The organism is Paenibacillus sp. MT86, assembly GCF_058792535.1.
On the sequence record NZ_CM179499.1, the window covers coordinates 1594558 to 1612885 of the forward strand.

16 protein-coding genes are annotated in these 18328 nt (G+C 54.1%); 11 read left to right on the forward strand and 5 right to left on the reverse strand.

All coding sequences use genetic code 11. The features are described from left to right. Window positions 1-72 precede the first annotated feature (72 nt). The 4 genes from AC3RCL_RS06795 (at window position 73) to AC3RCL_RS06810 (ending at window position 6790) form a co-directional block, all read left to right on the forward strand. Entirely contained in the window at window positions 73-990 is a 918-nt protein-coding gene (locus AC3RCL_RS06795) for an AraC family transcriptional regulator (protein WP_375120680.1), read from the forward strand. Window positions 991-1097: 107 nt separating this feature from the next. Then, complete coding sequence (locus tag AC3RCL_RS06800) at window positions 1098-2597, forward strand: alpha-glucosidase/alpha-galactosidase (RefSeq protein WP_015733874.1); 1500 nt, start codon at window positions 1098-1100, stop codon at window positions 2595-2597. Between the two features lie 291 nt (window positions 2598-2888). After that, window positions 2889-4007, forward strand: coding sequence for an alanine dehydrogenase (gene ald / locus AC3RCL_RS06805; protein WP_015733875.1), 1119 nt, complete (start codon window positions 2889-2891; stop codon window positions 4005-4007). Between the two features lie 185 nt (window positions 4008-4192). Further along, entirely contained in the window at window positions 4193-6790 is a 2598-nt protein-coding gene (locus tag AC3RCL_RS06810) for a TPM domain-containing protein (protein WP_492535007.1), read from the forward strand. A 16-nt stretch (window positions 6791-6806) separates the two neighbouring features. On the opposite strand, the gene AC3RCL_RS06815 is transcribed toward AC3RCL_RS06810, so the two are convergent. Further along, the gene (locus AC3RCL_RS06815) at window positions 6807-7367 is read right to left on the reverse strand and encodes an SLOG family protein (RefSeq protein ID WP_213580491.1); all 561 of its coding nucleotides are present in this window, start codon (window positions 7365-7367) and stop codon (window positions 6807-6809) included. Between the two features lie 125 nt (window positions 7368-7492). Between AC3RCL_RS06815 and AC3RCL_RS06820 the strand changes: the two genes are divergently transcribed. After that, complete coding sequence (locus AC3RCL_RS06820; protein WP_096775282.1) at window positions 7493-8374, forward strand: DUF6612 family protein; 882 nt, start codon at window positions 7493-7495, stop codon at window positions 8372-8374. 233 nt (window positions 8375-8607) lie between these two features. On the opposite strand, the gene AC3RCL_RS06825 is transcribed toward AC3RCL_RS06820, so the two are convergent. Both AC3RCL_RS06825 and AC3RCL_RS06830 read right to left on the reverse strand, forming a co-directional pair. Continuing rightward, window positions 8608-9618: a DUF4871 domain-containing protein gene (locus AC3RCL_RS06825; RefSeq protein ID WP_492535009.1), complete on the reverse strand. Its 1011-nt coding sequence runs from the start codon at window positions 9616-9618 to the stop codon at window positions 8608-8610. Continuing rightward, window positions 9615-10133, reverse strand: coding sequence for an RNA polymerase sigma factor (locus AC3RCL_RS06830; protein WP_009591721.1), 519 nt, complete (start codon window positions 10131-10133; stop codon window positions 9615-9617). Before AC3RCL_RS06830 ends, AC3RCL_RS06825 begins: the two co-directional genes overlap by 4 nt. A gap of 154 nt (window positions 10134-10287) precedes the next feature. On the opposite strand from AC3RCL_RS06830, the gene AC3RCL_RS06835 reads away from it, so the two are divergent. Then, window positions 10288-10791 (forward strand): LURP-one-related/scramblase family protein, encoded by a 504-nt coding sequence (locus tag AC3RCL_RS06835; RefSeq protein ID WP_492535011.1) that lies wholly within the window; start codon window positions 10288-10290, stop codon window positions 10789-10791. Window positions 10792-10832: 41 nt separating this feature from the next. Then, window positions 10833-11348, forward strand: a complete 516-nt coding sequence (locus tag AC3RCL_RS06840) for a mismatch-specific DNA-glycosylase (protein ID WP_015733882.1) — start codon at window positions 10833-10835, stop codon at window positions 11346-11348. Window positions 11349-11564: 216 nt separating this feature from the next. On the opposite strand, the gene AC3RCL_RS06845 is transcribed toward AC3RCL_RS06840, so the two are convergent. Continuing rightward, a complete protein-coding gene (locus tag AC3RCL_RS06845; protein ID WP_251499337.1) occupies window positions 11565-12422 on the reverse strand; it encodes a 1,4-dihydroxy-6-naphtoate synthase in 858 nt (285 codons plus the stop codon). Then, the gene (locus tag AC3RCL_RS06850) at window positions 12419-13129 is read right to left on the reverse strand and encodes a futalosine hydrolase (RefSeq protein ID WP_145038709.1); all 711 of its coding nucleotides are present in this window, start codon (window positions 13127-13129) and stop codon (window positions 12419-12421) included. Before AC3RCL_RS06850 ends, AC3RCL_RS06845 begins: the two co-directional genes overlap by 4 nt. Before the next feature lie 189 nt (window positions 13130-13318). Here AC3RCL_RS06850 and AC3RCL_RS06855 point away from each other — a divergent pair, with 189 nt between their 5' ends. The 4 genes from AC3RCL_RS06855 to AC3RCL_RS06870 all read left to right on the forward strand — a co-directional run bounded on the left by AC3RCL_RS06855 (window position 13319) and on the right by AC3RCL_RS06870 (window position 18299). Further along, the gene (locus tag AC3RCL_RS06855; protein ID WP_492535012.1) at window positions 13319-13909 is read left to right on the forward strand and encodes a TetR/AcrR family transcriptional regulator; all 591 of its coding nucleotides are present in this window, start codon (window positions 13319-13321) and stop codon (window positions 13907-13909) included. A 244-nt stretch (window positions 13910-14153) separates the two neighbouring features. Then, window positions 14154-15161, forward strand: a complete 1008-nt coding sequence (locus AC3RCL_RS06860; protein ID WP_492535013.1) for a substrate-binding domain-containing protein — start codon at window positions 14154-14156, stop codon at window positions 15159-15161. Beyond that, on the forward strand, window positions 15142-17085 hold the full coding sequence (locus AC3RCL_RS06865) for a cache domain-containing sensor histidine kinase (protein WP_442789414.1): 1944 nt from the start codon (window positions 15142-15144) through the stop codon (window positions 17083-17085). The genes AC3RCL_RS06860 and AC3RCL_RS06865 overlap by 20 nt, the downstream gene beginning before the upstream one ends. After that, window positions 17082-18299, forward strand: a complete 1218-nt coding sequence (locus AC3RCL_RS06870) for a response regulator transcription factor (RefSeq protein WP_145038707.1) — start codon at window positions 17082-17084, stop codon at window positions 18297-18299. Before AC3RCL_RS06865 ends, AC3RCL_RS06870 begins: the two co-directional genes overlap by 4 nt. Window positions 18300-18328 lie beyond the last annotated feature (29 nt).

The window sequence follows — 18328 nt, forward strand, 5'->3', positions numbered from 1 at the left end:
TTATGGCGCCGATGGGCGTTTTTTATAAACCGAATGCTGTTCTGCTTATGACAAAGGGGAGGAGGAGTGATTGTGAACGGCAGCTTATTTCAGCAAATGCTGGAAGAGGGGGATTATGTCCCGCGCTTTTATGCCTATTATTATAAACAGTGGATGAATTATGAAATGCCTTACCATCAGCATGATTCAACCGAAATCATGTATATGATTTCCGGAGTATGCCGGATTGACGTGAAGGCAGGCGATACGGAGAAGAGCGTCATTTTGAAGAAAGGGGAGTTCATGGTGCTGGATGCTGGTGTTCCGCATCGGTTAATCGTGGATCAGGCCGCCTCATGCCGAATGCTGAACGTGGAATTCGGTTTTATGGAAAGCGAAGGGAAGGCGCCATCTTTAAGGCATATCGTCGGAGAAGAAGAAGAGGTATCTTTTCTCTTGAAGCGGCCGTTCCGCTATTTGGTGCTGGCTGATCAGGAGGAGGTATATCCGGTGCTGAAAAGCCTTGTGCTTGAGCTCGATCAGAGAGGTACCGACGGCAGGATGATGACGCATGCGCTGTTTATACAGCTGCTGGTATGCATCGCCCGTTTGTATGAAGAAAGAGAACGCAGCGACATGCAGCAGAGCGACTTCTATATTAAACGCAGCGTCGATTATTTACATCAGAACTATGACCGCCAGATTCAGGTGAAGGACGTAGCCGCGGAAGTGAATCTGCATCCCGGTTATTTGCACCGGGTATTCCGCAGAGGGACAGGCAGGACGATAACCGAGTACCTGACAACGATCCGAATGGAAAAGGCCAAGATGCTGCTGGAGCAGACGGACATCCCCATCCATGAAATATCGGATTATGTGGGTGTGGGCAGCAGGCAGTATTTTCATATGTTATTCAAGAAGTATACGGGCAGCACGCCGGTGGAATATCGTCTTCGGAAAGACCGGAATGCCTGGAACTACGGTGAAGACGATGTCGAAGATAAGAAGTGAGGATTTTTGACTCCGAAGGGTCCAAGAGGTCATGATTTTGATAACGCTTACCGTCCCTCCATTGCTACAATGGGTACAATCTAATTAGTAGCTTAGGAGAGGATGAAATGTCATTTAAGGTTGCTTTTATCGGAGCGGGAAGCATCGGCTTTACCCGGGGGATTCTGCGCGATTTGCTGACCGTACCGGAGTTCCGGGATATCGAGGTCGCTTTCACCGACATCAGCCGGCATAACCTGGAGATGGTCACGGAATTATGTCAGCGGGACATTAATGAGAACGGGCTGTCGATTGCGATCCAGTCCACCACGGATCGTAGGCAGGCACTGCAGGATGCCAAATACGTCATTTGCACCATCCGCGTGGGCGGTCTGGAGGCATTCCGCACGGATGTGGACATTCCGCTGAAATACGGCATCGATCAGTGCGTGGGCGACACGCTCTGCGCAGGAGGCATCATGTACGGCCAGCGGGGAATCCCCGAGATGCTGAACATCTGCCGGGATATTCGCGAGGTGTGCGCGCCCGATGTCCTGCTGCTGAATTACTCGAATCCGATGGCCATGCTGACATGGGCATGCAATCGGTATGGAGGCGTGCGGACGGTTGGTTTATGCCATGGCGTGCAGCATGGGCACCACCAGATTGCCGAGGTTTACGGTTTAAAGAAACAGGACGTCGATATTGTCTGTGCCGGAATCAATCATCAGACCTGGTATATTCAAGCTTCGCATCAAGGCAAGGACTTGACGGCCGGGCTGCTGGAGGCGTTCGAGCGCCATCCGGAGTACAGCAGGACGGAGAAGGTCCGCATCGATATGCTCCGGCGTTTCGGATATTACAGCACCGAATCCAACGGTCATCTAAGCGAATACGTGCCTTGGTACCGCAAACGGCCGGAGGAAATTACGGAGTGGATTGATCTCAGCAGCTGGATCAACGGAGAGACGGGCGGGTATTTGCGAGTCTGCACCGAGGGGCGCAACTGGTTCGAGACCGATTTCCCGAACTGGATGAAGGATCCGGCAATGGAATTCAAGCCGGAGCACCGGGGAGAGGAGCACGGTTCCTATATCATTGAAGGGTTGGAGACCGGCAGGGTATACCGTGGACACTTTAATGTGGTGAATGAAGGCATTATCGCCAACCTGCCGGAGGATGCCGTCATCGAGGCACCGGGATACGTTGACCGCAACGGTATTTCCATGCCGCTTGTCGGGAATTTGCCTCTTGGCCCGGCTGCCGTATGCAGCGTAAGCATATCCGTTCAACGGCTGGCGGTTGAAGCGGCGGTTCATGGAGACGACAAGCTGCTTCGGCAGGCGTTTATGATGGATCCGCTGGTCGGGGCGGTATGCAATCCGAAGGAAATCTGGCAGCTGGTCGATGAAATGCTGGTAGCCGGTGAAGCATGGCTTCCTCAGTATTCGGCTTCGATCGCCGAGGCGAAGGAACGCCTGGCGGCCGGCAATCTGATCCCGACCCGCTCGTATGAAGGCGCAGCCAGACTCAAGGTGAAAACGGTGGAGGAGATGCAGCTCGATCGGGAGAAAGCGAATAAAAACGCAGGAGAATCCGATAAAGGGAAAGATCGCGAAAAAGTGTAAGCCGATTGCACATCAGCGAAGGCAATCAGAGATTACAATGCAAGTCTTTCATATATACGCAAGTATGGTATCACTTCTGGCAGAGGATGGTATAACGGACAAAAATCCGTTATAATCCGTCTGCCGGGAGTGATTTTTTGTATGCCGTTCCTCTTGTCCCGGCATATACTACGGATATATAGATGAAAATTCGGATGGACAATCCCTGACCTTAGACAGGTACACAGTTTGGGTAAAAATGGGTACAATGCAATTAGATAGGCAAAGCTGACCACGAAGGAGGCCATGGGAATGATTATTGGGGTTCCCAAAGAAATCAAAAATAACGAAAACCGCGTAGGCATGACGCCGGGTACCGTTATCAGTTTCAGGAATGCCGGGCATGAAGTGCTTGTACAATCCGGAGCCGGTCTGGGGATCGGTTTTACCGATGAAGATTATGAGGCGGCCGGAGCCAAAGTGGTCGCAACGGCCGCGGAGGCTTGGAAAGCCGAGATGGTGGTGAAGGTAAAGGAACCCCTGCAGGAGGAATATGACTACTTCCAGGAGGAAATGATTCTATACACTTACCTGCATCTGGCCCCCGAACCGGAGCTGACCAAAGCGCTGGTGGACCGCAAGGTGAGCGCCGTTGCTTATGAAACGATACAGCTGGCGGACGGCAGCTTGCCGCTGCTGACCCCGATGAGCGAAGTGGCGGGAAGAATGTCCATTCAGATCGGGGCGCATTTCCTGGAGAAGGCGCATGGCGGCAAAGGTGTGCTGCTAAGCGGTGTCCCGGGGGTAGCTCCGGGCAAGGTCGCCGTCATCGGGGGCGGCATCGTCGGCACCAATGCGGCACGAATTGCGCTGGGACTCGGTGCGGACGTCAGCATTCTTGATATTAATCCCGTCCGGCTTCGTCAGCTGGATGATCTCTTTCAAGGGCGGGTCAAAACGATCATGTCCGATCCGTATCACATTGCGGAAACGGTTAAGGCCGCCGATCTCGTCGTGGGTGCGGTGTTGATTCCCGGCGCCCGGGCTCCGCGCCTCGTCACGGAAGAGATGGTGAAAGAGATGAGCCCGGGATCGGTCATCGTGGACGTGGCGATTGATCAAGGAGGTTCGATCGAGACGATCGACCGGATCACCACCCATGATCATCCGACCTATGAAAAACATGGCGTCATCCACTATGCCGTTGCCAATATGCCGGGCGCCGTAGCCCGTACCTCCACCATGGCATTGACCAATGTAACGGCACCCTACGGGTTGAAAATAGCAAGCAACGGAATCCGGTCTGCCGCCCGCCATGACAAGGCGCTGGCCAAGGGCATCAATGTCATCGGAGGCAAAGTGACCTATGAAGCCGTGGCGGCAGCTCATGGTTATGCGCATACCAGCATTGACGACTATCTGCTGGCATAGAAAAAACATAAAAAGAGCCATTTTTTAAAAATTTGACACGATACCAAGGTTTATTGCGTAAACCTTGGGGATGAACGATTTAGCCAGCGTGAGCAAAATTGAAAGATGGCTTTTTATGTTGGCCTGAATATCCGATATATATAGAAAGGTCTTTGGCTTGTAGCGAATGGGGGAGAAGGCTTGAAATGAAACGTATGCGATGGTTGATTGTTTTGCTGGTTCTGATCATAGGGACCGGCACATCGGTATGGGCTGCGGGTATTCCGTCCAAACAAGGGCTGGTGCGAGATACGGCCGGCCTGTTTGATTCGTCGCAGCGGCAGTATTTGAGTAAAATCGCCAAAGGGGAGCAGATCCGTGTCTTTGTTTTGACGGTTCCGAGTTTGGAAGGTCAAAGTCCGACGGATTATGCCAATGCAGCGTACGATGCCTGGAATTTGGGCACGGCGGATGTTTTGCTGCTGATCTCTTCGGGAGACCGGAGCGTGGAATTCAATTTTAACAATCCGCGGCTGCAGCAAGCCATCGACGAATGGAACAGCAATAAGGGGAAGGGTACCGGCAGTTCCGCCATAACCGCCATGCTGGACGCTTATTTCATACCGCATGCGAAGGAGGGAAGTTTCTCGAAGGCCAGCGCGAGCATGATCCACCAGGTCCATCGCCTGGCAGCTCTGCCCGGCGGTGAAGATCCCGTTCAGGGAGATGATCATAAGGCCGAGGCGGTATCACCGGCACCCGAGAACAAGGGGAGCGTCAAATCCACGGATGAAACAACCCGGTCAACGTTCACGGCAGATACCGCCGCCCCTCTGAAGCTCGAGTTTCCGAAGCTCCCATGGATCGAAATGGTTGCTGGGGGATTGGGAATCACGCTGATCTTTATGTTGATCTGGGGTTACCTTAAAAAGCGCAAACTGTCCATGATTTCGGAGCAGTTCGCTGAATTGCTGGTCAAATGCAACGCAAGTCTCGAGAAGGTAGGCGCCTATCAGGGGATTGCTCAAGGCAAGACAGGCAGAGCGGTGCAGGAAATCGCAGATCGTTTGTCCGAGTTTATGGTGGCTGCCGCAGAGAGTAAAACCGAGCTGCAGGAGACCCGGATTTTCATCCTGCGTTATGCTTCCATGGATGAAGCCATCCAGCGGTTTTCGAAAATCGCCGATCGGCTGGAGCATGGGATCAAGGCCGAAGATAACCGGATTACCGTCATCGAGCATGCCGATAAAACGGCGAAAGGGAGAACCACGGAGCTGCACGCGGATTACACGGTGCTTAAGCAAACCCTTGACCGGACGGCAGCCGATACGGGATATTCCTTCCCGATCTTGTACCAAGAGCTTGAAGGGCTGGAACAAGATATTCAGCGCGCCGTCGAGCTTCAGTTGTTTGACCCGCTGGAGGCGCAGGAGGTTCTAAAGGCAGCCGAGCAGAAGCACTCCATGAGCAAGAGCAACATCGAAGACGTGGCTGTTTATGTTAAGGAAGCTCATGAATTTTCGGATCAGTCGGCGGCTATTCGCGCCGAGATTGTTAAGATCATAGAAACCCACCAGTTGTATCGGATCAAGGTCCGGCCCTTTGAGCGGCTCGATGATGCCCGGGAGCAGATGAATCAACTGGAAAATTATCTCCGTCAAGGGAATATGGGGGAAGTCCGCAAGTCTTCGGAACGTGCGAACGCTATGCTGAAAGAGGCGCTGGGCATGACTAGACGGCAGGAGGAGCTGAGAAGGCAGAATCGAAACGATCTGGATCGGTTGTATGGGCAAATACAACAATTTCATAACGAAAGCTCCGTGCTGCAATCGATGCTGAATCATTGCAGAAGCCACTATGTACCGAGACATTGGCAAAGCTGGGAGCAGGCTTTGGCGAAGGAGTCGCAGGAGGTCCGCATGGCGGACGGTAAACTTCCGGAGGCCGAACGCTTGACGCACGACGAGGTGCAGGAGTTCGAAGAGGCGAGCGAGATCATCGAGAACGAATCGATGACGATGGCCCGCGTGCTGCAATGGGTACGGGAAATGAAGGAAACGCTTGAAGGCCTGGATGATCGGCTGCAGGCTGTACGCCGTGAATTGGCAGCAGCTCAAGAAGTGTTTGTCAGTCAGCAGAAGACCCTGCAGATTCATAACGTAGTCACGAGCAACCACTCGCTTCTGTTAGGGCTGCCTGATTCATTTTGGAGAAATGTACAGACCGTGGGCGATGCGCTCTCATCCCCGTTGTATGATCTGGATTATCTGGAGAGCGCAGCGAGGAGCTGTACCCAAGATGCCGAGCATTTTGCCTACGGGGTCCAAGACATTGTACGTCAGAAGGAGGAAGCCGAACGATTATCCGTTCAGATCGAGCAGCGTTTCAAACAAGTTTCGCGGAAGGCCAGCAGGGGATTCAAGAAAAATTACAAGTCTTATCGGCTTCGAGTCGAGCAGTTGTTTGAGCAGGGGATGTATGCGGAAGCCTCGCATGAACTGTTGAATATCGCGGAATATATCGATCGGGTAGAAAGGGAGATTCGCCATCAGGAAATGCTGGAGCAGCAGCGCAGGGCGGCCCAGCAGCTCCAAAGAGCGGCCGATCAAGCGCGAAGAGCCGCGGCGGACGCCCGCAAAGCGGCAGCGCAGAACAGCAGCCGGTCATCGGGCTCCAGCTGGGGAAGCTCCTCCGGTTCCTCGCATTCCTCGGGTGGTTCCGGCTGGGGGGATTCGTCATCCGGAAATTCGTCCGGCGGATCAAGCTGGGACAATAACAATTCCTCCGGTGGATCGAAGTGGTAACCGGAGGGCAGCCGACCTAGTAATCATCCTGCGACATGCTCTCTTCGTCGGCAACCGCTTGTATTTCCTCGGAACCGATGCTGATGAAGCGGTAGCCGTCCGCGGCCTGCTTCTTCAGCGCGCGTTCTTTGATGAACCTGGGACTGGCTTCCCCGCCGTCTTCGTCATACACGAGCAGAATGCCATCGGTTTTGCGGAGGAGCAAATCGTCTCTGGCCGTGAACTGCCATGGCCCCTGGTACGGACTCTTGCTGACCGGCGCATAGAAGTCTACCCCCTTCATGACTTCCTGAAAATAAGCTTTTTTATCATCGTTCCATTGTTCTTCGGGATTCTGGTACGCCGTCAAAATGGAGCATTTCAGGTGAGGGTAATGGGACTTTAGTTCTATTGCCGCCTCAATGGCCCACAGGTCCACGCCGTATTGGCCGGGGGTGATTACCCACTGGAGGCCTTCTTCCAGAAGGGGAACCAGACGATTGGCGATCGCTTTGCGTATATAAGGAATGCCTTGATGTTTGTTATTGTAAATACCGAGCTCATGGGCTCGATATCCGGTAATCAGAATGTTTTCCAATCGAGCACGCCTCCTGAACAGAATTAGGTCTAGTGTACCTTTTTCGGAAATTTTGATCAACGGATGTTACAAATCGTATAGAATGGGTAAGTAATCCGGAATACATATTTTAGGAGGAAATTCGATTGAAGAAGTGGACAGCAGTATTACTAGGGGCAATTTTGGTAATGAGCATGACGGCATGCGGCAAAGACAACAAAGCAGCAGATGATGCCGCAGCAACACCGCCTGCAGCGGAACAAGGGACGACGACTCCGGCAGAGACGCCGCCGGCTAAAGAAGAGCCGAAGGAGGAGGCTTTGCCGACCGCTGACGAGCTTCTTCAAAAATCGGCCGAAGCTTCGAAAAACTTGAAGAGCTTTGCCATGAAAGCCGATGTCAAGCAGCACATCGTTGTTGAAGGCGCAGAGAAACAGGAGCAAAACGTTGATATGTCGCTCGATTCGGAGCTTACGCTCGAGCCGGTGGAAATGATGCAGAACGTCGTGATGGATTCGCCGGAAGGCAAGGTCGAGATGAAGCAGTATATAACGGAAGACGGCATTTACATGCTCATGGATGGTCAATGGATGCAGGTTCCGAAGGAATCGGAGCAGGAGATCCGCGACAGCCTGGATCCGAGCAGCGCGAGTCCTGAGCAGCAGGTAGAGCAATTCAAGACCCTCGCTAAGGACTTCGAAGTAACGGAGGACGGAGACGCATACGTCCTGACGGCGGATGTCTCCGGCGACAATCTGAAGGAGCTTGCCAAGTCTATGATGAGCCAAGCGGGCAACGATCCGCAGATGGAAGCCATGATGGACCAAATGGATATCAAGAGCATTCATATTACTTATGGCGTGCAGAAGGAATCTTACCTGCCTGTAACAACGGATTTGGACATGGTGATGGCAATGGAAGCCGAGGGTCAGAAGGTATCCTTGGATATGAAAATGAAGAGCGCATACTCCAAGCATAACGAAATCAGCAAAATCGAAGTGCCGAAGGAAGCATTGGAAGCGAAATAATGCATCTCGGCTGATGGAACAAGAGGAATATGAACCGTCATATTCCTCTTGAAAAAGGCTGCCCCGGTTCTCCGTAGATGTTCTACGGACCGGGGCAGCCTTATTTAATGAAATTCGTTTCATCTCAACGGCAGGGTCAAGGCAGCGGTTTCCTCCATGATTGCAAGAGGCTTGCCATGATGCGTGTTTGTGTTAACGGTCTGCGGCTCATATATCTTGCGGCATCGCCAAATTTAAGGTTTAGCAACTTCGACTATGACGCTGCCGAACAATTGACTGTCGATCGAGACCATAATGCGCCAAAGTCCCGGGGAAGGAAGTGACATGGAGGTGGGTATGGCTGCATCTGCACCGTTTAAGGGGGAAGGCCTTAAACCGGCAACCTTAAATACATCAATGATCTCGGATGAATTTTGTTTCACCGCGGTAATGACCAGATCCCCCGTTAATTCTTCCTTGCTTCCCCAAAAGTGCCACATGTATTTATTGGGATGACCTGCGATAAACCCAGGATCAATAAAGCCGAGATGTCCCTTAATGCCGGTCATTTCAGTGGGAGGAAACTGGGAGGACAGCATCGCCTGGTCTTCAGAAGCAGCCGAAACGAAATTCGGGCTCGGCTCCCAGCTGCTATCCGGCACATCAATAACGATATCGCCGTATTTCTCATGATCCACCATCACGTCGAAACGCCATAAACCGGAAAGCGGCAGAGCGAAGCGGGAAGAAACTCGCGTTAATTCATTGTAAGCCATATCGGAGGTAATCTTGGTCTCGGCAAGCTCCTCGATGATAGTTCCCGTATCTCGGTGAACGGCGGATATGCTGATCGTTTTCCCTTCAAGCTCTTGGATCGGGGTTAATAAATTCCACCAGGCTCCGGCCGGAGAGCCCGCGGCAGCTTCCCCGCCCGGAAAAACCTGAAGTTTATCCACGCCATCTACCGTGTATACGCTTCGGGGAGTCCACTTGGCAGCGTATCCCCAGCCCTGGATGGGGATCATCCGTTGAAGCGCAGGGGACTCGCGCCATCCCCATACCGCCGCTATGAGAAGCAGCGCCAATACGCCCGCGGTCATGCTGATAAGACGCCCTGGAGCTCTTCGTCGTTTACGGCTTATGGCGCCGTTTGCGGCGCTCTGCGATACATCGGATTTCATCTTCGCGGTGAACATCGGCTCGTTGAACGGAGGGGAAGCAAGCTCCTGCATCCAATCCGGCTGCGGCTCTTGTTCGGTTTTCATGGGATATCCGCTCCTTTCAACATCGTTTCCATCCGGGCGCGCGCCCGGTGCAGTCTGGACTTGATCGTTCCTTCGGATAGGCCGAGCAGCTGGGCCATTTCTTTTCGCGGCAGCTGATAGTGGAATTCCAGGATCAGCACTTCCCGGTATTTGGGCGGCAGCTCCATCACGCATTTCCAGATCTGCGAGACGGCCGCAGCATCCATGAACTCTTTTTCCGCGGAAGGCTCGGTCTGCTTGGAGGTGATCCAGCCGGTTAAAGACACCCTTGTCATGAAGGAGGATTTGAGATAGTTCAGGGAAAGATTGCGGGTGATGGTTAACAGCCACGTTCTGACCGAGCTTCGGCCCTCAAAATCATTCCAGTGCTTATAAGCCCTAAGGAACACGTCCTGACTGATATCGTCCGCCGCATCTTTGCGTTTCGTTAAGAAGAACGCATAATTCCACACGTCCTGGCCGAAGGACTCCATCCAGCCGCTCAGCAGCGTGCTTGGATCATTCACGGCTACCATAGATTTAAGGGTCTCCAATAGCATCACCTCGAATATTAGACAATCGAAACATGGATCGGTTCCCGAATTTCCCGCAAAAATTTGAAACAATTTAACCTGCAAATCGTTGTATGAATAACAGGGATGCAGGAAATCGAGGAAGGGGAGCAGGGGCATGCATTTGTATTTTAAGGATAACTTTTTTAGCTCGGGGATAACAGATATTATGGATAGGGAAGGCCGCGTAATAGGAAGCTTGGACTTGAAGAGCGCTTTCGGCTCCTCGCTGGACGTGTATAAAGCCGGGGGAGAGGCCGTATGCAGCGGCTCGTTCCGATTCTTCTCGAACAAATGGAATATCACGGGCGGCAATGGGGAAGAACTGGGTCTGCTGCGCATGCGGATGAGTTTCTTTACGAAAAAATTCGAATACGATGCGGGGGCGCGTGGCGTGTATGAGATCACTTCGCCTGCCTTTTCCAATGAATATGAAATAACGGATGAGACCGGAAGGATCATCGCCCAATTTCCCCGTATTAGCGGCTGGCTCCAAGCCGGAGCCTATCAGCTGCAGAATGAGAGCGATGTTCTCGATGACTGGGAGCTCGTTGCCGTCGTGATGGGCATTCACCAAATACGCAAACGCAACAACAGCGCCGCCGCATCGAGCTCTCATTAAACTTAAGGGAACCCCGATTAGATGATGAGGAGGAATCAAGCTTGGACGAAGTCAGCGATCATCTGGATTATGGATTAACCCTTGTATTTATCGGCTTTAACCCGAGTCTGCGATCGGGCGAAGTGGGGCACCATTACGCAAACCCGCGCAACAATTTTTGGAGGATCCTGCATAAGTCCGGTTTGACTCCACGTTTATATGAAGCCGCAGAGGACGGGGAATTGCTTAAACTGGGTTATGGATTCACCAATATTGTAGCCAGGCCCACCCGGGGCGCGGAAGACATTACCCGCGAAGAGTATAGGCTCGGAAGAGAGACGCTGCGGAAGAAGCTGGAGGAATACAGACCGGAGGTTGCCTGTTTTGTCGGCAAGGGCGTGTATACCGAATACAGCGGCAAGGCCAAGGCGGACTGGGGAATCCAGCCGGACTCCGTCGTAGACGGCGTCCGTGAGTTTGTAGCTCCATCGTCCAGCGGGCTGGTGAGGATGCCCATGGATGAAATAATCGGAATTTACAGGCAGCTGCATGATTGGATATCGAGGAACGAGTTCTGATTTGGAAAGTTCGGATGAAACGATTCACAGGCAGGAAAAAGAGGAACGCCAAAAGAGAAGCCGGACACGATTGGTCGGGCTCAGGGGCGTTCCTCTATTTTTAGAGAAATACAGTGTTGACTTCGGAGGGAACCCCCTCCTACTCTCCCAAGAAAAACTTCCGCTGCATGCAGTCGGTCTTTCGAGAGAATACGTCGTTAGATGGTTATCTTCCGGCTATTCCGGACGTTTCAGCAGCGCGGGATCGATCCGCGGCACGAGCCCTTCATCGGCTGCGCGGTTCAGCAGGGCGGAAATTGCTGCATAGCCGTCTTCGCCCAGCTCTGCGGTAAATGGATTGACATATAAGTCAATGTGGGCATCGGCGACGTCCGGGTCCATTTCCTGTGCGTGCCGGAGGACATAATCCCGGGATTCCCCGGGATGTTCCCAGGCGTATTCGACCGAGGAGCGGATCCAGCTCGAGATGCTGGCCAGATCCAGCGACCTGCGGGCCACGATCGCTCCCAGCGGGATCGGCAGATTCGTATCGGATTCCCACCAGCTGCCGAGATCGGTCATCAGCTTCAATCCGTAGGACGTGTACGTGAATCGCGCTTCGTGAATGACCAGCCCGGCATCGATGGCACCGTCGCGGACAGCCGGCATGATCTGGTCAAACGGCATCACCACGATTTCGCCGAGTCCCCCGGGTACGTTTTGGGCGGCCCACAGGCGAAACAACAGATAAGCCGTGGAGCGCTCGCTCGGAACGGCTACTCGCCGGCCGGACAGCGCTGCCGGACTGTCCGGGGTCTTTCCGCCCGTCAGCTTGTCCGCCGTCAGAACGAGAGGCCCGCAACCGCGGCCGAGCGCTCCCCCGCAGGGCAGCAGGGCGTATTCATCCAGCACCCAGGGCAGTGCGGCATAGGATATTTTCAAGATGTCATGTTCCCGATCCTCGGCCGCCCAATGATTGGTGATATCGATATCCGCATAGGATACATCAAGCTCGGGAGCACCGGGAATAAGACCGTGAACCCAGGCATGAAATACAAATGTGTCGTTGGGGCAAGGGGAAAAAGCGATTTTCATCGTAGCACCTCCGGTAGTAATGAACTTGCTGTCTCAAGCGCCTGCAGCGCCTCCTTGATCTTCCATGCGCCGCGGTCCCGCGGACCGACCTGATTGGATATGGTACGGATCTCAAGCACGGGTACCCCGGCTGCAGCGGCAGCGGTGGCTACGCCGAACCCTTCCATCGCTTCGGCGCAGGCGTTCGGCACCCGGCGGAGAAGGCTGGCGGCCGTAACCGCCGTTCCCGTCGTGGTGGATACGGTCAGCACGGGACCAAGGGTCACGGCTGCGCCGGCATCCTCCAAGGCCTCGACAAGCTTGCCGGCAGCGGCAGCATCGACCGGAATCCGATCCGTTCCGAAGCCGAGCTCCTGAACGCTGCTGAAGCCGTCTTCGGTTTCGGATCCGAGATCCGCCGCAAGGATGAGGTCCGCAATGACGATGGAGCCAACCTCAGCTTGACCGGCAAAACCTCCGGCGATGCCTGCGCTGACAACGAAATCGTAGGAGGTTTGCATCAACTGTCGGGCAGTCGCGGCCGCCGTTGCCGCCGGACCGACTCCTCCCGCGATAACCTCGAATCCGGACGCATTCTTTAGGCCGCGCAACACGGCATCTTTTTCGGCATCAACCGCCGTGACGATAAGCACGCGCTTGGAGGAATGCGGGGCCGAGCTATATGACTCGATTGTATCTACCGAGTTGGATTGGGTATGTTCCTGCATGTGAGTTATCTCCTTTTTGGCTGAAACGTTAAGCATCTCATCCCTTTTACGTTATAACGTTCCGGTGGCGATGTAAAGTCTTCGGTTCAGGCGGGACACTTTATGTGTAGCAGCAACTTTCCGATATAGAGTATAATGAAGGGTAACTAGCATACATACATCATGGGTAGATTCGGAGGTTGGATAGCTTTGCGGAAGAAGGGTGCGAACGGACAAGAAAGCCGGGCAAGACTACTGATTGTTGCCGCCAATGAATTTGCGAAGTCAGGATACCATCAGACCAAGATCAGCACCATCGTTTCCCGGGCAGGATTGACGCAGCCGTCATTCTATTTGTATTTTGAGAGCAAAGAGGCGATTTTCAGGGAGCTGATGGAGAAATTTCGTTCGGAGCTTAAAGGCCTGATCGAGGGAAGCCGGTTGGAGAGCGGAATCGATGAGGCTCATGTGACCGGGCGTTTGCTTGGCGTGCTTACGGGGTTGTTCACGTTTCTTGGCAAGGACCCGGATTTGACGCAAATCGGTTTTTTTATCGGGGATGATTCCGTCATCGTAAAGGCTGAAATGGCAGCCATGATCGAGCAAAATCTGAAAGGAGAGCAGCAGGACGGGTACTTTGACCGTGATTCCGACATGCACATCGTTGCGGAGTGCCTGGTCGGCGTCATCGAAAGGCTGACCTCCCAGCAGCTGCTGACAGGCAAGCGGACTCCTGAGGATCTTGCGCGTCACGTGGTGAGTTTATTTATGCACGGCATTAGCATCTATCCGGCTAAGTGAGCAGTACGGGCAACCCAAGCCTCGTTCATGCAGGAACGAAATGCAGATGCTTGAAATCATAGAAACAGGCTGTGAACATGGTTAAGGGGAACCTGGAACAGCCTGTTTTTTGCTGCTGTACGTTGCCAAATTCTAGCAAGCGTTTGATCTTTTTCAGAGAATTGCAGTATATTCATTATACGATATGTAACCGGTTGCAACTGGTGGATGGCACACGAAGGATCAAGAATCGGGGGACTCATTCATGAAGAAGATGATGCTGGTTTACGGCGCTCTTATATTGGCTTTTCTCACCTATGTGTTCATGTACAGGCTGGAAGACAAGCGCTCCTCGGCCTGGGAGGAAGGCGGGCTGCACGGCAGCATGGGCGAGAATTACGTCATGGTCACATTTCAATCGGGGATGGAATATTGGAAAAATATATTGAAGGGCTTCGAGGATGGAGGGGACGCGCTCGGCGTAACCGTCGATTATCGCGGGTCCACGCAATATGACGTGGAGGAACAGATTACCGTCCTGGAGCAGGTCATCGCGAAGCGTCCGGCCGGCATCGCCTTATCGGCCATCGATTCGAAGGCGCTGACGTCCACGATCAATAAGGCCGTGGATGCCGGGATTCCGGTCGTCCTGTTCGATGCGGATGCACCTGACAGCAAAGCGTATTCTTTTCTTGCAACCAACAATTACAATGCAGGGGTTGCGGCCGCGGACAAGATGGCGCAGCTTCTCGGCAGGGAAGGGGAAATCGGAATTGTGACCCAGCCCGGGCAGCAGAACCATGACGACCGCTCGGAGGGCTTCCGGGACACGTTGGCGCAGAGATATCCTTCCATGTCCGTGGTGGAGATCAGGGAAGGAAAAGGGGATACCCTCGTTGCCAAAGAGGCTGCGGCGGACATGCTGGGCAAGCACCCGAATCTCAAAGGGATCTTCGTGACGGAGGCCAGCGGCGGAATGGGCGTGGCGGATGCCGTTATCGGCGCGGGTAAGGCAGGCCGGGTGACCATCATTGGATTCGATACGAACAAGGGGACGCTGGACCGGATTTCCGACGGAACCATCGTTGCTACGATCGCCCAGGGTACTTGGAATATGGGCTACTGGTCCTTGCAGTATTTATTTCACCTGCATCACGGACTTACCGTACCGGCCCCGACGCTCGGGAATGACGTGTCGCCGCTTCCCGTGAGGGTGGACACCGGAATCTCGATTGTGACCCGAGAGAATGTGAATGATTATTATGCGAAATAACAGAGTGGAATCCTGGCGCAAAGGCATTTCCCGTTGGCTGCGGTTCGGGGATTTGCCGCTGAGATACAAGCTGGTCATCCTGTTCCTCATGGTTGGGATCCTGCCCTCAATCGCTCTTGGCGTTCTTGTCAATTGGACGGTAAACCGCATTGTGGACCAGCAGGTAACCTCGAATACCATTCAACTGATCGGAAAGGTCAACCAGACCCTGGACAATGATATGGAGAATCTGCAGAACATTACGTATTTGATCGGCTTCGACCCTCGTACGGAACGGTTTCTGCAAGGGGACATTCAAGGGGATAAGCCGGCGGCAGGAGCCGATGTTCCTTCGGGAACCTATCGCCCGCAAACGTCCCCGGTCAAGCAGGATAATGAGGAAAACTACGAGATTAAGCGTTACCTTCAAGGCTTCACGACGCTGTATCCGGAAATCGCCTCCATTCTTCTGGTCAATCGCGAAGGAGCCTATATCAGTAACGAAATGTACGCGCGCAGTCCGGCGAATTTGACGGAGGAAGAATGGTACCGCGAGGCCGTTTTAAACGAAGGGATTTTTACCGTGCTCGGCCATCCGGCAGACCGTAACGTCACCACCCACGTTCATTACGCCAACGAGGAGCTGGTGTCGGTCGTACGCTCGTTTGTGGATCCGGATACGAGGGAAGTGACCGGTGCGGTATTGATCGACTTGAAGCTGCGGGCGGTCGCCAGGGCGGTCCGGGATGTCACGCTCGGGAAAAGCGGATATTTGATGGTCGCAGAGGCCGGCGGCTCGAGCATTTATACCCCGGAGGATTCCATCATCCCGTCCATTCCGCCATCGTGGTTTCCCGAAGAGGAGAGCGGCGCTTTGATCCGCGAGGTGAACGGGGAACGGCTGCAACTGATATACGGCACGTCCTCCTTTACCGGCTGGCGGACGATCGGCGTATTTCCAACCAGCGAATCGGTGTATGAAGTGCGGGAAATTCGTTTTTATATGATCTGTTTCTTGTTTATAGTGTGCTTGTTTGGGGTTACGGCGTCCTACACGCTTTCGCAGTCCATATCCAGGCCGATCTGGCAGCTTATGTCCTTCATGCAAAAAGCCGAATCCGGGGATTTGACGATCCGCTACTGGGGAAACCGGCAGGATGAGGTGGGCATGCTCGGCCGCAGCTTTAACCGCATGCTCCTGCAGATCCGCAAGCTGATGAAGCTGAGCGAGCTGCGGGAGAGGCAGAAGCGCGAAGCGGAGCTGCGCAGCCTGCAGGCGCATATTAAGCCGCATTTTCTGTACAACACGCTGGATACGATCCATTGGATGGCCCGCAAGAAAGGGGCGGATGACGTATCGGATCTGGTAGAATCCTTGTCGCGGCTGTTTCGGATCGGGCTCAGCAAAGGCGATGATATCATTCCCATGTCCGACGAATGGACGCATATCAGCAGTTACTTGCAGATCCAGAAGACGCGTTACCGCGACAGGCTGCAGGTTGAGATGGAGCTATCCCCTGAAGCCGAGAGACTGCACGTCCTGAAACTTATCCTCCAGCCGATGGTGGAGAACGCGATATACCACGGCATTAAGGCCCGGAGAGGCCCGGGGCGAATCTGGATCCAAGCACAAGTTGAGGATAATGTGCTGGTGCTTGCCGTACGTGATGACGGGGCAGGTATGCCTGCGGAGCGGCTGGAGGCACTTCGCAGGCAGCTTGCCGATCCGGTAACGGCCATGGAGGCGCCTCCCGAAGAAGGGCCGGGTGCAAGCCGAAGCTACGGTATGCTGAATGTACAGGCCCGTATCAAGTTAACGTTCGGGGAGACGTACGGAATTATGATTGACAGTATAGAGAACGAGGGAACCACGGTACGGATTACGCATCCGCTGCTGCATGCCGTTCCTTCGTCCTCCGATCATGATGGGAGAGACTCACGATGAAGAAAGCGTATCAAGTCTTGATTGCCGACGATGAGCCGATTATCCGTGAGGGGATTCGGGATGCGGTCGACTGGGGGGCACTCGGCATGGAAGTGGCTGCCGAAGCGGAGGATGGCGAGGAAGCGCTGGAGCTTGCGCTCAGCCAGCCGATTGACATTATGCTGGTCGATATGAATATGCCGTTCCTGGACGGCATCGGGCTCATGAAGCGAATGAAGGAAGAACGCCCCGCATGCCGGTTCGTCATTATTACCGGCCATGACGAATTTGCTTATGCGCAGGAAGCGATCCGGCTCGGGGTTAAGGATTATATATTGAAGCCGGTAAATGCGGAGCATCTGATTCAGGTGCTCAGCAGCGTTCGAGATGAGCTGAACGACCATCAAATCCAGGAAAGCTACCTGAAGAAGGCGTCGGAGCAAATCGAGAAGAACATTCCGCTGCTTCGGGAACGGTTCTGCCTCGAATGGATGCATGGCCTGCTGGATGAGGAGGAGGCGATCGAGCAGCTGGAGTTCCTGGGACTGCCGCCTTGCCGTCCCACCCGGATCGGCATCGCCAGATGGCCGGAGATGACGGCTCCGCAGCCGTTGATGAAGGAAAGCGACCGCCAGCTGTATCTGTTCGCGATGGAAAATATAATCGCCGAGCTGTTTCATCCCGCACCCTGCGTTTTGTTCCGGGACCATACCGGCTGGATCGGCATTTGCTGTTGGGGAGAAGCGGATACGGAGATTGCGGCCGATGCCGAGCAGTTGATCCAGAAGTACTTGAAGCTGGCCGTGAATGTACATCTGGAGCCGGTTTCGGAAGGGGCGGACGGCGCGGTTGCGGCCGCCTACGAGGCTTGCCGGGAAGGCGTATTCAAGGAGGCGCAGCTGTCTCCGCTGGTACGGCGTGCCCGGCAGCTCATCCAGGAACAGTATGCCGTTCGGGAGCTGACGCTGGAATCTTTCGCCCAGGCCCTGCAGGTATCGCCGGTCTATCTGAGCCGGATGCTCAAGAAAGAGCTGGGCACGTCCTTTATCACGCTCATGACCCAGACGAGGATTCAGAAAGCGATCCAGCTGCTCAACGCCACCGAGCTGAGCATCCTGGACATCGCGGAGCGGGTGGGGTATGACAGCCAGCATTATTTCAGCACGGCCTTTAAGAAGGTGATGGGGGTGTCGCCGAACCGGTACCGCAAAGGGGCGGCGGTTCTGGAAGAATAGACGAGACGAAGAGCGGAGCCCACGGTAGG

What these genes read in the sequence shown, in the direction of transcription:
- AC3RCL_RS06850 (WP_145038709.1), bottom strand. Translation starts at nt 13,129, where the DNA reads ATGCAGGAACATACCCAATCCAACTCGGTAGATACAATCGAGTCATAT.
- AC3RCL_RS06860 (WP_492535013.1), top strand. Translation starts at nt 14,154, where the DNA reads ATGAAGAAGATGATGCTGGTTTACGGCGCTCTTATATTGGCTTTTCTC.
- AC3RCL_RS06870 (WP_145038707.1), top strand. Translation starts at nt 17,082, where the DNA reads ATGAAGAAAGCGTATCAAGTCTTGATTGCCGACGATGAGCCGATTATC.
- AC3RCL_RS06825 (WP_492535009.1), bottom strand. Translation starts at nt 9,618, where the DNA reads ATGAAAACCGAACAAGAGCCGCAGCCGGATTGGATGCAGGAGCTTGCT.
- AC3RCL_RS06800 (WP_015733874.1), top strand. Translation starts at nt 1,098, where the DNA reads ATGTCATTTAAGGTTGCTTTTATCGGAGCGGGAAGCATCGGCTTTACC.
- AC3RCL_RS06830 (WP_009591721.1), bottom strand. Translation starts at nt 10,133, where the DNA reads ATGGTAGCCGTGAATGATCCAAGCACGCTGCTGAGCGGCTGGATGGAG.
- AC3RCL_RS06835 (WP_492535011.1), top strand. Translation starts at nt 10,288, where the DNA reads ATGCATTTGTATTTTAAGGATAACTTTTTTAGCTCGGGGATAACAGAT.
- ald (WP_015733875.1), top strand. Translation starts at nt 2,889, where the DNA reads ATGATTATTGGGGTTCCCAAAGAAATCAAAAATAACGAAAACCGCGTA.
- AC3RCL_RS06845 (WP_251499337.1), bottom strand. Translation starts at nt 12,422, where the DNA reads ATGAAAATCGCTTTTTCCCCTTGCCCCAACGACACATTTGTATTTCAT.
- AC3RCL_RS06865 (WP_442789414.1), top strand. Translation starts at nt 15,142, where the DNA reads ATGATTATTATGCGAAATAACAGAGTGGAATCCTGGCGCAAAGGCATT.
- AC3RCL_RS06810 (WP_492535007.1), top strand. Translation starts at nt 4,193, where the DNA reads ATGAAACGTATGCGATGGTTGATTGTTTTGCTGGTTCTGATCATAGGG.